Annotated in this window: 14 protein-coding genes and 1 tRNA gene; 4 read left to right on the top strand and 11 right to left on the bottom strand. The window is 58.9% G+C overall.

All coding sequences use genetic code 11. The annotated features are described in order from the left end of the window. Positions 1–17: 17 nt before the first annotated feature. The 3 genes from QF010_RS17365 to QF010_RS17355 form a co-directional block, all read right to left on the bottom strand. Positions 18–929, bottom strand: a complete 912-nt coding sequence (locus QF010_RS17365; protein WP_033054053.1) for a LysR substrate-binding domain-containing protein — start codon at positions 927–929, stop codon at positions 18–20. A gap of 170 nt (positions 930–1099) precedes the next feature. Further along, positions 1100–1291 carry a YegP family protein gene (locus tag QF010_RS17360; protein ID WP_008074435.1) on the bottom strand — a complete coding sequence of 64 codons (192 nt, stop codon included), beginning with the start codon at positions 1289–1291 and terminating at the stop codon, positions 1100–1102. A gap of 291 nt (positions 1292–1582) precedes the next feature. Beyond that, positions 1583–1927, bottom strand: a complete 345-nt coding sequence (locus QF010_RS17355; RefSeq protein ID WP_033054102.1) for a hypothetical protein — start codon at positions 1925–1927, stop codon at positions 1583–1585. A 329-nt stretch (positions 1928–2256) separates the two neighbouring features. On the opposite strand from QF010_RS17355, the gene QF010_RS17350 reads away from it, so the two are divergent. Then, positions 2257–3423: an MFS transporter gene (locus tag QF010_RS17350; RefSeq protein ID WP_429533634.1), complete on the top strand. Its 1167-nt coding sequence runs from the start codon at positions 2257–2259 to the stop codon at positions 3421–3423. Positions 3424–3538: 115 nt separating this feature from the next. Here the strand turns inward: QF010_RS17350 and QF010_RS17345 are convergent. The 5 genes from QF010_RS17345 to dapA form a co-directional block, all read right to left on the bottom strand. Next, a tRNA-Ser gene (locus tag QF010_RS17345) sits at positions 3539–3628 on the bottom strand. Positions 3629–3711: 83 nt separating this feature from the next. Beyond that, positions 3712–4425: a phosphoribosylaminoimidazolesuccinocarboxamide synthase gene (purC, locus tag QF010_RS17340; RefSeq protein ID WP_008034929.1), complete on the bottom strand. Its 714-nt coding sequence runs from the start codon at positions 4423–4425 to the stop codon at positions 3712–3714. Positions 4426–4453: 28 nt separating this feature from the next. Further along, a complete protein-coding gene (locus QF010_RS17335) occupies positions 4454–5212 on the bottom strand; it encodes an MBL fold metallo-hydrolase (protein ID WP_008153089.1) in 759 nt (252 codons plus the stop codon). Between the two features lie 4 nt (positions 5213–5216). Then, positions 5217–6332 (bottom strand): NlpB/DapX family lipoprotein, encoded by a 1116-nt coding sequence (gene bamC / locus QF010_RS17330; RefSeq protein ID WP_033054057.1) that lies wholly within the window; start codon positions 6330–6332, stop codon positions 5217–5219. A gap of 17 nt (positions 6333–6349) precedes the next feature. Then, positions 6350–7228, bottom strand: coding sequence for a 4-hydroxy-tetrahydrodipicolinate synthase (gene dapA, locus QF010_RS17325; protein WP_033054058.1), 879 nt, complete (start codon positions 7226–7228; stop codon positions 6350–6352). Positions 7229–7556: 328 nt separating this feature from the next. Here dapA and QF010_RS17320 point away from each other — a divergent pair, with 328 nt between their 5' ends. Further along, a complete protein-coding gene (locus QF010_RS17320) occupies positions 7557–8117 on the top strand; it encodes a glycine cleavage system transcriptional repressor (RefSeq protein ID WP_008034925.1) in 561 nt (186 codons plus the stop codon). Positions 8118–8127: 10 nt separating this feature from the next. Beyond that, complete coding sequence (locus QF010_RS17315) at positions 8128–8601, top strand: peroxiredoxin (RefSeq protein ID WP_429533595.1); 474 nt, start codon at positions 8128–8130, stop codon at positions 8599–8601. A gap of 38 nt (positions 8602–8639) precedes the next feature. On the opposite strand, the gene QF010_RS17310 is transcribed toward QF010_RS17315, so the two are convergent. Together QF010_RS17310 and QF010_RS17305 are read right to left on the bottom strand one after the other, a co-directional pair. Then, positions 8640–9710 carry an AI-2E family transporter gene (locus tag QF010_RS17310; RefSeq protein ID WP_033054061.1) on the bottom strand — a complete coding sequence of 357 codons (1071 nt, stop codon included), beginning with the start codon at positions 9708–9710 and terminating at the stop codon, positions 8640–8642. A gap of 31 nt (positions 9711–9741) precedes the next feature. Next, on the bottom strand, positions 9742–9981 hold the full coding sequence (locus tag QF010_RS17305; RefSeq protein WP_007930235.1) for a sulfurtransferase TusA family protein: 240 nt from the start codon (positions 9979–9981) through the stop codon (positions 9742–9744). Positions 9982–10079: 98 nt separating this feature from the next. On the opposite strand from QF010_RS17305, the gene QF010_RS17300 reads away from it, so the two are divergent. Further along, positions 10080–11513 carry a M48 family metalloprotease gene (locus tag QF010_RS17300; protein WP_429533594.1) on the top strand — a complete coding sequence of 478 codons (1434 nt, stop codon included), beginning with the start codon at positions 10080–10082 and terminating at the stop codon, positions 11511–11513. Positions 11514–11589: 76 nt separating this feature from the next. Here QF010_RS17300 and QF010_RS17295 read toward each other — a convergent pair whose 3' ends face one another. Beyond that, the gene (locus QF010_RS17295; protein WP_033054064.1) at positions 11590–13020 is read right to left on the bottom strand and encodes a DegQ family serine endoprotease; all 1431 of its coding nucleotides are present in this window, start codon (positions 13018–13020) and stop codon (positions 11590–11592) included. Positions 13021–13027: the final 7 nt, after the last annotated feature.

Genomic DNA, 13027 nt, shown 5'->3' with positions numbered 1-13027 from the left:
CCTCACTCGGGCGGTGGCTACTCCGCGCGTTCACTCATGAACGCCTCCAGCCGCGACCTCAACCAGCGCTCGGCAGGGTCGGTATCGACATGACTGAGCCAGACCATGGACAGATCCAGGGTCGGCGTCTTGAACGGGAACGGTTCCTTGAACAGCTGGCCGGACGCGGCCATCGCTTCGGCGGCGTAGTCCGGCAGGCTGGCGATCAGATCGGTCCCGGCGAGCAAGGCCGGTAACGAGCTGTATTGCGGCACGGAAAGGACGACCTGGCGCGTACGACCAATCTCCGCCAGCCACTCATCGGCGTAACCACTGACATTGGCGGTGTGGGAAACCAGCACGTGTGGTCGCGCGCAATACTCATCGAGCGTCAGCGGTGTGTCCGATGCGTCCGCGCGCAAAATGCAGGGCAGGATGTGCCGCAACAACTTGCGCTTGGCGTTGGCCGGCAGCCCGCGAGTCTGGCTGATACCAACGGTGATATCGCCGGACGCCAGCAAATCCGGGATCCGCCAGTAATCGACATGCTGCACCACGAACACCACCTTCGGTGCTTCATGGCGCAAGGCGCGCAGCAACGGCGGCAGCAGGCCAAACTCGACATCGTCCGACAGCCCGATACGAAAGGTCATGGTGCTGCTGGCGGGGTCGAAATCATGGGTCAGGCTCAACGCCACCGACAACGAATCCAGCGCCGGAGACAGGTGCAGAATAATCTCCTCGGCCCGCGCCGTCGGCTCCATACGATGCCCGACACGTATGAACAGCGGGTCGTTGAACATCGTGCGCAAGCGATTGAGCGCCGAACTGATGGTCGGCTGGCCGAGAAACAATTTCTCCGCCACCCGGGTGACGTTGCGTTCGAGCATCAGCGTTTCAAACACCACCATCAGGTTGATGTCGGCCTTGCGTAGTTCGTTACGATTCATCCACTGACCCCTCTCCCAAATCTGATGACAGTTTAGGTAGGCGTCGCAATCGGCGTCTATGCGACTCAAGCAGTTTGCGTTTTATCCGGATTCAGGCAGCGGCACTCGCAACCGTAAGACCGCCCGTTGAAACGAAGCTGCTCTGACTGAGCAGCTTCACCGTCTGAAGCCTAGATTTCCTTGACCGGGGTCTGATCGTGGGTCCCTTTGATCAAACTGATGGCATGCACACAATCAGACTTGTTGACGTAAGCCTCCCCGCTGGCAATCGTTTCATGGTTTCCCGCTCTCAAACGCCACCGCCATTGACCTTTGCCGGTCTGTGCGATGCCACGGGTTTGCCTGTAAATCTCAAAATACATTACTCGCTCCTTGCGATTGCTGATGACGGCAGATCAGTGAACTGCGAAACCAGAGTAGATGAGGTTTTTTTGCGGCAACGGGTTCCAATGTCAGGGGATGTTTCGTAGATACAGCCTTAATTGGCGGGACATCCAATAGATTCGGGGGGCGGTAAATTGGGTGACTGCGTTGAGTAACTTTTCCCTTGAAGAGGCATATTTTTCTTACGCTGCGATGCTGACTGTTCCGACGCAAAAAAACCTGACTCGAGCCTTTGGTGATCGCCCGGTCATACATGCCATACAGACTGTTCACTGATTTTTCTGCTGAGTTGAATCGTCAGCTGACAGGGCCAAAGGCTGTTCTTCCATCAGCACGGCATCTTCCTCAAGTTCTGTTTGAGGTTGAGCTGCTACCGTGGGGGTGACTGGGGCCCGATGGGGCAGGAAAACCCGTACAACCCGTTCAATCAGTGAAAGGATTCCATAGGTGATGAAGCCAAAGATCAGTCCGACAACCACAATGCTCAAAGGGTGCATCTGCTCTGCGTCGGGACTTTCCAACATGTAGCTAAAAGCCTGAACAGCAACAGCCAGGCAGGCTGCAAATGCTGCCACCAGCTTCACAAACACCCAAAACCGTCGCCATCTGTTCATGCACTCACCCGTCATCCGGTGATTTGCTCTGTATTGCATGATAGCTAATGACCAGGGTTACACCGAAAGTCAGAAAAAACTCATGAGGGATCGCTGACAGAAAGGCGACTCTGTTCAACAGATTGCGCAATCTGTTGATCGAATTCACTCATCGATACAGCGTATCTTGGCGGAGGTAGCGGCAACGCGGCTGCAGGGGTGCGAGGCGCTATTAGAGGCCTATGCCAAACAGGCTTTCGAGGCTCATGATGAAAACCACTGACAAGTCGGATGGCACTTCGGTTACTGCGCCAATCAAGAAGACGTCAACCGGCAACGTCTGGCGCACCATGCCTGGCGGCATCTGGGCGTTGGGCTTCGTCTCGATGCTGATGGACATCTCCTCAGAGATGATCCATGCATTGTTGCCGCTCTATATGGTCACAGTACTGGGTACCTCAGTTCTGGCGGTGGGTCTCATCGAAGGCATAGCCGAAGCTACGGCCTCGATCACCAAGGTATTCTCCGGGGCACTCAGTGATCGATTGGGCAAGCGCAAACTGCTCGCGGCGCTGGGCTATGGACTGGCAGCATTGTCCAAACCGATCTTTCCTTTGGCGGGCTCGCTGGAGTGGTTGACCGGCGCTCGCTTTATCGACCGCATTGGCAAAGGTATTCGCGGCGCTCCGCGCGATGCGTTGGTGGCTGACATCACGCCGCCCGAGATCCGGGGGGCAGCATTCGGCCTGCGACAAACTCTGGATACCGTTGGTGCATTCCTGGGACCGCTGCTGGCGATCGGATTGATGTGGCTGACCGCGAACCACTTCCAGACTGTGTTCTGGGTGGCCGTCATCCCGGCCTTCCTTGCCGTCGCGGTGCTGCTGGTGTTCGTTCATGAGCCCAAACAAGTGGAAGGGACGCACCGGGTGCGGGTGCCTTTGAGCCGACGGGAATTGGCCCGACTGGGCGCTGGCTACTGGTGGGTGGTGGGTGTCGCGGCGGTGTTCACCCTGGCGCGTTTCAGCGAAGCCTTTCTGATTCTGCGCGGCCAGGCCGTCGGGTTGGCGCCGATGTGGGCGCCAGCGGTGCTTGTCCTGATGGGGGTGGCGTATTCACTGTCAGCCTATCCCGCCGGGGTCTTGTCTGATCGTGTCAGCCGCGTGGCGGTGCTCGGCGTGGGTCTGATATTGCTGATTGCTGCCGACCTGACTCTGGCGTTCGCGCCGGGTATCGATGGCCTGGCCGTCGGTGTCGTTCTATGGGGGCTGCACATGGGGTTTACCCAAGGGATATTCGCCGCCCTGATCGCCGATTGCGCGCCGCCTGAACTGCGCGGGACGGCATTCGGCATGTTCAATCTGTTGACCGGGTTGACCTTGCTGCTGGCCAGCGTCATCGCTGGGGCATTGTGGGACACAGTAGGCTTCCAAGGCACTTTCTTGATGGGCGGGGGCTTTGCTGTTCTGACTTTGCTGGGATTGTGGGTGATCCAGGCGAGGGTTCAGATTCGATAGCAAAGAGCGATACCGCCGGGAAAACAGGCGGCCAATTTGCCCTGAAACGAAACGCCAGAAACGAAAAAGCCCCTGAAACTTTTAACAATTTCAGGGGCTTAGTCTTATTCAATAATGGCGGAGAGATAGGGATTCGAACCCTAGGTACCGGTGAAGGTACAACGGATTTCGAATCCGTCCCATTCGGCCACTCTGGCATCTCTCCAACGGCGCGCATCATAACAACACTTTTGCCGGAAGCGAACCCCCTAAGCGAAATTTTTCCGTGCTATCAGATGCTTGCGTCGATTAAAGCGGTACGCCCAGGCGATTGGCAACTTCTTCGTAAGCTTCGATGACGTCACCGAGGCCCTGACGGAAGCGGTCTTTGTCCATTTTCTTGCCGGTCGCCTTGTCCCACAGACGGCAGCCGTCCGGGCTGAATTCGTCGCCCAGGACGATCGAGCCGTCGGAGAACACGCCGAATTCCAGTTTGAAGTCGACCAGCAGCAGGCCGGCATCGTCGAACAGTTTGCTCAGGACTTCATTGACCTTGAGCGACAGTTCTTTCATGCGAACCAGTTGCTCGGCGGTGCCCCAACCGAAGGCCACGACGTGGGATTCGTTGATGAACGGGTCGCCCTTGGCGTCGTCCTTCAGGAACAGTTCGAAGGTGTAAGGGTTGAGCTTCATGCCTTCTTCGACGCCCAGGCGCTTGACCAGGCTGCCGGCGGCGTAGTTACGCACGACGCACTCGACCGGGATCATGTCGAGCTTCTTCACCAGGCATTCATTGTCGCCCAGCAGTTTGTCGAATTGGGTCGGCACGCCGGCTGCTTCGAGTTTCTGCATGATGAAGGCGTTGAACTTGTTGTTCACCATGCCTTTGCGGTCGAGCTGCTCGATGCGCTTGCCGTCGAACGCCGAAGTGTCGTTGCGAAACAGCAGGATCAAGCGGTCAGCGTCGTCGGTCTTGAAAACCGATTTGGCTTTGCCGCGGTAGAGTTCTTCACGTTTTTCCATGATGGGCTCCGCTTGCTAAGTAGGTGGGCTAGGCGATGTGTCGCCAGTCGAGCCCTGAATCTTGATCGGCCAGTTGCAGCCAGTCCGGGTCGCACCCGAGGGTGTCGACAAAACATTGCCGGGCCAGCTGCGGCAGGTTGTTCTTGCTGCTCAGATGGGCCAGGACCAGGTGTTGCAGGCCTTGCCAGCCCAACTCGGACACCAGGAATGCCGCCTGATGGTTGTTCAAATGCCCCAGTTCACCGCCCACCCGCTGCTTGAGAAAGTAGGGGTAGTGACCGCGAGCCAGCATGTCACGGCAATGATTGGACTCGATCATCAACGCATCGAGGTCCCGATAGCCGTCCAGCACCTTGTTGCAATACGAGCCCAGGTCGGTCAACAGGCCGAAACGCCGTTCACCGTCACTGAAGACGTATTGCGTCGGCTCCTGTGCATCATGGGCCACGGCAATGACGCCGATGCTCAGTGCGCCGATCTGCAGTTGCTCGCCGCCAGCCAGAAGGCCAGCCGGTTCAATTGGTTTGCGCATCCCGCGCAGGGTACCGCGACTGAGGTAGACAGGCAGATTGTAGCGCCGAGACAGCAAACCCACGCCATGCACGTGGTCGGCATGTTCGTGGGTCACGAGTATCGCGCTCAGCTGCGCAGGGTTCACACCCAGGCGCAGCAGGCGTTTTTCGGTTTCCCGCAGGGAGAAACCACAATCCACCAGCACATACGTGTCAGCGCTGGCTATCAGCGTGCCGTTCCCTTGGCTACCGCTGCCGAGAACGGCAAAACGCATGTGATCAGCCCAGGTTGTCCTGAATCACGCTCAACACTTTGCGCGCCACGTCTGCTGGCGCCACGGTGTTGATGTTTTTCTCGACGGTGACCTGGACGTTGTCGCCAACCTTGCTCAGGCGAACCTGATAACGCTCGGCACGGGCTTCAACTTCTTCCTTGCTCGGCGCGCTGCCGAACAGGCCGCTGAAGAAACCAGGTTTCTCGTCTTTCTTCTCGGCTTTTTCAGACAGGTTGATGTAGTACAGACCCAGGCTGCGGTTGATGTCTTCAACGCGCCATTCTCCCTGTTCCAGCGCACGACCGACGCTCGACCAGGCACGATCCAGATCGGTGCCGACGTTCAGGACAGGGTTACCGCTGCCGTCTTCGCTCAGGCTGACACGACCTGGCGTATCGGAGTCACGCGAAGCCAGCATGGAGACCGAACCGCCCTTCTCCGAAGTGCGGCTCATGCTCGCGAGCATGTCGTCGACCAGTGCCGCGTCCAGGCCAGTGTTGACCGAACGGTTGGTGAAGGCCACGTCGGAGGTGCTACCGGCAGGACGCTCGGCGCTGACCACGTAGATTTCACTGGTGTTGCGCTGCACGCCTGGCTCGATGCGGACCCGCACGCGGGTTTCGCTGTCGGCGCCGACACCGGCTGCGCTCAGGCGCTTGGCCATCGCGGCGGACAGTTCGTCGGAATGCTGCCAGGTGGTCGTGAATTCGCCGGTTTGCGGACGCTGTTCGTCCAGACGGAAACCGTTGTCCTGGAAGAACTGCACGGCCACTGGCCAGGCTTCGGCCGGCGGGTTCTGAGCGACGATCCAGCGCGAATCACCGGTCTTTTGCAGGGAGTAGGCGCTGGCGTCAGCCGATGCCGACAACGGCTGCGGACGAGGAACGATGTACTCGCCCTTGACGGAGTCATCGGCCACGTTGCGTGGGATCGGCAACAGCGGATCCAGACGTTTGGCGGTGCTGACATCCGGCGGCAGTTGCATGGGTGCAGTCTGTTGCGCTTCCAGGTAATCGCTACCGCGGTCACGGAAATAACCTTCCGGGCCCCAGACCCATCCGCAGCCACTGGTGCTGGAGATGATCAAGGCAAGTGCGGAAAGTCCGGCCAATCGCTTCATGCGTAGTACTTCCTCAATTAAACCAGGACGCCGGACTGGCGCATGGCCTGCCGCAGCGGTTCGTGACAGGCAGCACTGAGCCAGGTGAGCGGCAGACGGATACCGTCCGGCATCAAGCCCATTTCATGCAGTGCCCATTTCACGGGGATAGGGTTGGATTCGATAAACAGGGTTTTATTGAGCGGCATCAGCTTTTCGTGAATCGCGCGAGCCGTGACAGCGTCGCCTTTCAGCGCAGCGTTGCACAGGTCGGCCATGTCGCGCGGTGCGACATTGGCGGTCACCGAGATGTTGCCTTTGCCACCGAGCAGGATCAGCTCGACTGCGGTGGCGTCGTCACCCGACAGCACCACGAAGTCTTTGCTCACGCCGTCGATGATGGCTTTGGCACGGCTCAGGTCGCCGGTGGCTTCCTTGATGCCGATGATGTTTTTCACGGTCGACAGGCGGATCACGGTTTCGGTCAGCATGTCGCAGGCCGTACGGCCCGGCACGTTGTACAGGATCTGCGGGATGTCGACGGCTTCGGCGATGGCCTTGAAGTGCTGGTACAAGCCTTCCTGGGTCGGCTTGTTGTAATACGGAGTGACCAGCAGGCAGGCATCGGCGCCAGCGGTCTTCGCATTGGTGGTCAGCTCGATGGCTTCGCGAGTCGAGTTGGCGCCGGTACCGGCGATCACCGGAATGCGCCCTGCAACCTGCTTGACCACGTAACGAATCACTTCGATGTGCTCGTTCACGTCAAGGGTGGCCGATTCACCTGTAGTGCCGACGGCCACGATCGCGTGGGTGCCGTTCTGCAGGTGAAAGTCCACCAGTTTGCTCAGGCTGTCCCAGTCGAGACGACCTTGTGCATCCATGGGTGTGACCAGTGCCACCATACTGCCCGCAATCATGCAACCGCTCCTGCCGGAAAAAGAGAGCCGTAATGGTACTGGCGCCAAGATGCTTGTACAAGCGAAGTACTGCGCTGCTGCCATTCCCCTTGGCGCTGCTTTTCGCTACCCTTCAGACTTTGATCGGTACTGATAAGCTCGTACGCCGGGTTCCAGCCTCCATTTTCGGCATCACAAGCCCCGATCCAGCGTTGCCACCCCTCGCTCCTGCCACTCTGGAGCACGTTGCAACCTTCGGCCCGGGTTTTCTGAATTCGCATCCGCAGGCTCGCCCCCGGTAAAAAAAGCCCGTAGAAGTATCGACCGCTCATCGCTTTAGGAATGCTGCATGTCCACCCCCACAGTTCGCGAACAATTCCTTGTCATCAGTGCCCTCGGCGCCAACCCCATGGAGCTGACTAACGTCCTGTGCCGCGCCAGCCATGAAAACCGCTGCGCCGTGGTCACCTCTCGCCTGACGCGTCATGGCGAGTGCAGTGCGTTGATCCTCGAGATCTCCGGCAGCTGGGACGCCCTGGCGCGCCTCGAAGGCAGCCTGCCGAGCCTCGCCAAGAAGCACGCCTTTACGGTCAATGTGGTGCGTAGTGCGGCGCTGGAGAATCGTCCTCAAGCCCTGCCGTACGTCGCGTATGTCAGCTCGGCTTACCGCTCGGACATCATCAACGAGCTGTGCCAGTTCTTCATGGACCACAACGTCGAGCTCGAGAACCTGACCTGCGACACCTATCAGGCTCCGCAAACCGGCGGCACCATGCTCAATGCCACGTTTACCGTGACCTTGCCGGCCGGTGTGCAGATCAGCTGGCTGCGCGATCAGTTCCTGGATTTCGCCGACGCGCTGAACCTGGATGCCCTGATCGAACCGTGGCGCCCACAAAACCCAATGTAAGGAAGCTTTCATGGCCGTTGCCATCGACCAACCGGTTGCCGACTTCGAAGCGCCCGCCACCAGCGGGCAGACCGTCAGCCTCGCGAGCCTCAAAGGCAAGCAAGTGGTGATTTACTTCTATCCGAAGGACAGCACACCGGGCTGCACCACCCAGGGTCAGGGCTTTCGTGATCTGCTTGATGCTTTTAAAGCCGCCAATACCGAAGTCTTCGGCGTGTCCCGCGACAGCCTTAAATCACACGAAAACTTCAAGGCCAAGCAGGCGTTCACCTTCGAGCTGATCAGCGACAAGGAAGAAGCGCTCTGCCAGCAGTTCGACGTGATCAAGCTGAAAAAGCTCTATGGCAAAGAATATATGGGCGTTGATCGCAGCACGTTCCTGATCGACAAGAACGGTGTGCTGCGTCAGGAATGGCGCGGTGTGAAAGTGCCGGGCCATGTGGATGCTGTTCTGGCTGCGGCTCAGGCGTTAAACAAAGCCTGAATATCTGGCGTCTGTGGGAGCCCGCTCCCACAGGCTCCTTACAACAGCGGCGCCACTATCGGCTCTTTACGCGGCCACGCGTCCAGTACGGCCTTGAACAGGGTCGCTAGCGGAATCGCAAAGAACACGCCCCAAAACCCCCACAGCCCGCCAAACAACAACACCGCGCAGATGATCGCCACCGGATGCAGATTGACCGCTTCCGAGAACAGCAGCGGCACCAGCACGTTGCCGTCCAGCGTCTGAATGATCCCGTAGACCGCCATCAAATAGATGAACTGATCGCTCCAGCCCCACTGGAACAGCGCAATCAGCATGACCGGCACGGTCACCACCACAGCGCCGACGTAAGGCACCACCACCGACACGCCCACCAGCAATGCCAGCAGTGCCGCGTAGTTGAGGCCTAGCACAACGAAACCGATGTAGGTCACGCCACCGCAAATGAAAATCTCGATGACCTTGCCGCGAATGTAATTGGCGATCTGCCGGTTCATCTCATGAGCGACGCGGGTGATCAGCGCCCGCTCACGGGGCAAGTAACCACGCACCCACTGACCGATCATCTCCCGGTCCTTGAGAAAGAAAAACACCAGGATCGGCACCAGCACCAGGTAGATCATGATGTTCACCAGCAACGGCAGACTCGACAGCGAGAACGTCAGCGCCCACTGACCGAACTTGCCGATCTCGCCTCGCGCCACTTCGATGGCCTGCAGCACCTGCTCGTCGGATACCAGATGCGGGTAGCGCTCTGGCAGCAGCAATAACAGCGACTGCCACTTGGCGAGCATGCCGGGTAACTCGTTGAACAGCGTGATCAACTGATGCCAGAGCAACGGCACCACAACCACGATGAACACCAGCAATAGCCCCATGAACAATGCAAAGACCAACCCCACCGCCACCCCGCCCGGCATGCGCAGGCGCTCGAGAGTGACGACCAACCCCTGCATCAGATACGCCAGCACCATCCCGGCCAGCACTGGCGCAAGCATGCCGCCCAGCGTTAACACGGCGGTAAACGCCAGAAACAGCAGGACCGCCAGCACAACGGCCTCTTCATCAGAGAAGTAGCGCTGAATCCAGTCGCGTAACACTTTGAACATCAATAATCCTTAGAAACGAACGCAGCAGAATTCAGGCTTTTTTCAACCAGTAGCGGTAAACACCCGCTTCATCTTCTTCACGAAGCAGCGTATGACCGGCCAATCGGGCAAAGGTGCGGAAGTCGCGCTGTGAGCCCGCATCGGTGGCGATTACCTTCAGCACTGCGCCGCTGGCCAGTCGATTGAGTTCCATCTTGGCCTTGAGCAACGGCAAGGGGCAGTTCAGGCCACTGGCGTCGAGCTCGGCGTCATGGGCTACAGCGTCGGTCATTGCATCACTCCGGGGTCAGGGGGTCGAGCGGCTAGAATATCTGGTCCGAAGCGTAGTGTCCGGCTACAGTAAGGTCTTTGTCGACTAAGGCTTTGTGCATGACTTTTTTGCGCCCTACCCTGCTGACGCTCGCTTGCCTGCTCGCCTCACCGGGCTTCGCCGACGACTTGCCGTCACTCGGCGACGCCAGTTCTGCCATCGTCTCGCCGCAACAGGAACACCAGTTGGGCCGTGCCTGGCTGGCTCTGTTGCGCAGCCAGGTTTCGCAGCTCAACGATCCGCAGCTCAAGGACTACGTCGAATCCAGCGTCTACAGGCTGGTCGAGACCAGCCAGGTCAATGACCGGCGCCTGGAATTCATCCTGATCAACAGCCCGCAACTCAACGCCTTCGCAGCACCGGGCGGCATTGTCGGGGTTAACGGCGGCTTGTTCCTCAACGCCCAGACCGAAGGCGAATACGCCTCGGTACTCGCCCACGAATTGGCTCACTTGTCGCAGCGCCACTTCGCCCGTGGCGTCGAAGCCCAACAGCGTATGCAGGTGCCAATGATGGCCGCGCTGCTGGCCGGGATCGTGATTGCCGCAGCCGGCGCCGGCGATGCCGGGATTGCAGCCATTGCGGGCACGCAGGCGGCGGCCGCTCAGGAACAGCGGCGTTTCTCTCGCCAGAACGAACAGGAAGCTGACCGCATCGGCATCCTCAATCTGGAAAAGGCCGGTTACGACCCGCGCTCGATGCCGACCATGTTCGAGCGATTGGCGCGCCAATACCGCTTTGACGCCAAGCCACCGGAATTTCTGCTGACTCACCCGGTGACCGAGTCGCGGATCGCTGATACGCGTAACCGCGCCGAACAGGCAAAACCCGGCGGCATCGAAGACACGATGCGTTATCAGCTGATTCGTGCACGGGTCCAGTTGATCTATGAAGAAACCCCAGGCCTGGGCGCCAAACGCTTTCGCGCCCAGCTTGATGAAAACCCGAAAAATGATGTCGCTCGCTATGGCCTGGCCATCGCCCAGATCAAGGGCGGCCAGCTGAATGAAGCACGGGAAAACCTCAAGCTGCTGCTGGCCAAGTCGCCGAACGAGATCATCTACAACCTGGCGCAGGTCGATCTGGACATCACCAACAATCGTCTGCCGGACGCCCAGTCCCGGGTTGACCGGATGTTGACGCAGTATCCCGGCAACTACCCGCTGAATTCGGTGCGAGTCGATCTGCTGCTCAAGCAGAACCGTGCGCCCGACGCGGAAAAAGCACTGGAGAGTCTGCTCAAGAGCCGTCCGGACGATCCGGACGTCTGGTACATGGTGGCCGAGACTCGCGGCCTGTCAGGCAACATCATCGGCCTGCATCAGGCCCGCGCCGAGTATTTCGCCCTGGTCGGGGATTACCGTCAGGCCATTCAGCAACTGGACTTCGCCAAGCGCAAGGCAGGTACCAATTTCCCGCTGTCGTCGCGGATCGACGCACGACAACGTGAGCTGATGGAGGAAGAGCGCATGATCAAGGACATGATGGGCTGACGCTTGTCAGAAAAAAATTTCAGACACAAAAAAACCGCCTCTTTCGAGGCGGTTTTTTATTCAGCCAACAACCGGATTATTCAGCCAGTTTGAAGGTGATGAAGCTGGCGCGTCCTTGACGCAGAACCCGCATCGACACCGAGCGGTTCTTCGGCAGCGCCTTGGCGATATCCGTGAACTCCTTGGTGGAACCGATTGCCTGATTGTTCAGGTGAGTGATCACGTCGCCTGGCTGCAGGCCAATCAGAGAAGCAGGACCGTCCTGGACTTCCTTGATGACGACACCGCCTTTGAGGTCGTAGGTTTTCTTCTGTTCATCAGTCAGCTCGACCACGGAAACACCCAAGCGATTGCTGCTGCGCTCGGTGCTGGATTTCGGCAGCGCATCCAGCTCTTTGCCTTCTTCCGGGATAGCGCCGACAGTCAACTCGACATTCTTGCGCTTACCTTCACGAATCACTTCCAGATCAGCTTTCGAGCCGGCCTTCAGCGCGCCCACCAGGTGTGGCAAATCGGCAGACATGACGATCGGTTGGCCGTTCATGCTCAGGATCACGTCCCCTACTTGCAGGCCACCCTTGGCAGCCGGGCCGTCATCCTGGATCTGAGCCACCAGTGCACCGGCTGGCTTATCCAGACCGAACGACTCGGCCAGGTCCTTGTTCACTTCCTGAATCACCACACCCAACCAGCCACGGCTGACTTTGCCGCCGCTTTTGAGCTGATTGGAAACGTCCATGGCGACGTCGATCGGGATCGCGAACGACACGCCCATGAAGCCGCCGGAACGGGTGTAGATCTGCGAGTTGATGCCCACTACTTCACCGGCCAGGTTGAACAGCGGACCACCGGAGTTACCCGGGTTGATCGGCACGTCGGTCTGGATGAACGGCACATAGTTTTCGTTCGGCAGGCTGCGACCGATAGCGCTGACGATACCTTGGGTCACGGTATGGTCGAAACCGAATGGAGAGCCAATCGCCACGACCCACTGGCCGGCTTTCAGATCCTGGGATTTGCCTAGTTTCAGGACCGGCAGATCCTTGCCTTCGATTTTCAACAGCGCCACGTCGGAACGTGGATCGGTGCCGATCAGCTTGGCCTTCAATTCGCTGCGGTCGGCGAGACGAACGAGAATTTCGTCGGCATCGGCGATTACATGGTTGTTGGTGAGGATGTAGCCATCAGGCGAGATGATGAAGCCCGACCCCAGGGACTGGGCTTCGCGCTGACGATCACCGCGTGGCGTACGAGGCTGTGGCGGCATGCCGCGCTCAAAAAACTCGCGCAGCATTGGCGGCAAGTCATCAAGGTTAGGCATCTCCTGGCTCGACACTTTGCGGTCCGGCAGTTTCTGCGTGGTACTGATGTTCACCACCGCGGGCGAGGCCTGTTCGACCAACTGTGTGAAGTCAGGCAACTCGGCCGCCTGAACAGCGACCGCCTGACCAAGCACCAGCACGGTGGCAAAAATTGAGAGATAAGACTTCAAGCGTGGTATCGACATACGGCTC

Source organism: Pseudomonas silensiensis, from assembly GCF_050434865.1.
Lineage (GTDB): Bacteria > Pseudomonadota > Gammaproteobacteria > Pseudomonadales > Pseudomonadaceae > Aquipseudomonas > Aquipseudomonas fluorescens_W.
This window is presented reverse-complemented; position numbering and strand designations above follow the sequence as displayed.

What these genes read in the sequence shown, in the direction of transcription:
- dapA (WP_033054058.1), bottom strand. Translation starts at nt 7,228, where the DNA reads ATGATTGCGGGCAGTATGGTGGCACTGGTCACACCCATGGATGCACAA.
- QF010_RS17315 (WP_429533595.1), top strand. Translation starts at nt 8,128, where the DNA reads ATGGCCGTTGCCATCGACCAACCGGTTGCCGACTTCGAAGCGCCCGCC.
- bamC (WP_033054057.1), bottom strand. Translation starts at nt 6,332, where the DNA reads ATGAAGCGATTGGCCGGACTTTCCGCACTTGCCTTGATCATCTCCAGC.
- QF010_RS17300 (WP_429533594.1), top strand. Translation starts at nt 10,080, where the DNA reads ATGACTTTTTTGCGCCCTACCCTGCTGACGCTCGCTTGCCTGCTCGCC.
- QF010_RS17355 (WP_033054102.1), bottom strand. Translation starts at nt 1,927, where the DNA reads ATGAACAGATGGCGACGGTTTTGGGTGTTTGTGAAGCTGGTGGCAGCA.
- QF010_RS17360 (WP_008074435.1), bottom strand. Translation starts at nt 1,291, where the DNA reads ATGTATTTTGAGATTTACAGGCAAACCCGTGGCATCGCACAGACCGGC.
- QF010_RS17335 (WP_008153089.1), bottom strand. Translation starts at nt 5,212, where the DNA reads ATGCGTTTTGCCGTTCTCGGCAGCGGTAGCCAAGGGAACGGCACGCTG.
- QF010_RS17295 (WP_033054064.1), bottom strand. Translation starts at nt 13,020, where the DNA reads ATGTCGATACCACGCTTGAAGTCTTATCTCTCAATTTTTGCCACCGTG.
- purC (WP_008034929.1), bottom strand. Translation starts at nt 4,425, where the DNA reads ATGGAAAAACGTGAAGAACTCTACCGCGGCAAAGCCAAATCGGTTTTC.
- QF010_RS17350 (WP_429533634.1), top strand. Translation starts at nt 2,257, where the DNA reads ATGCCTGGCGGCATCTGGGCGTTGGGCTTCGTCTCGATGCTGATGGAC.
- QF010_RS17320 (WP_008034925.1), top strand. Translation starts at nt 7,557, where the DNA reads ATGTCCACCCCCACAGTTCGCGAACAATTCCTTGTCATCAGTGCCCTC.
- QF010_RS17305 (WP_007930235.1), bottom strand. Translation starts at nt 9,981, where the DNA reads ATGACCGACGCTGTAGCCCATGACGCCGAGCTCGACGCCAGTGGCCTG.
- QF010_RS17365 (WP_033054053.1), bottom strand. Translation starts at nt 929, where the DNA reads ATGAATCGTAACGAACTACGCAAGGCCGACATCAACCTGATGGTGGTG.
- QF010_RS17310 (WP_033054061.1), bottom strand. Translation starts at nt 9,710, where the DNA reads ATGTTCAAAGTGTTACGCGACTGGATTCAGCGCTACTTCTCTGATGAA.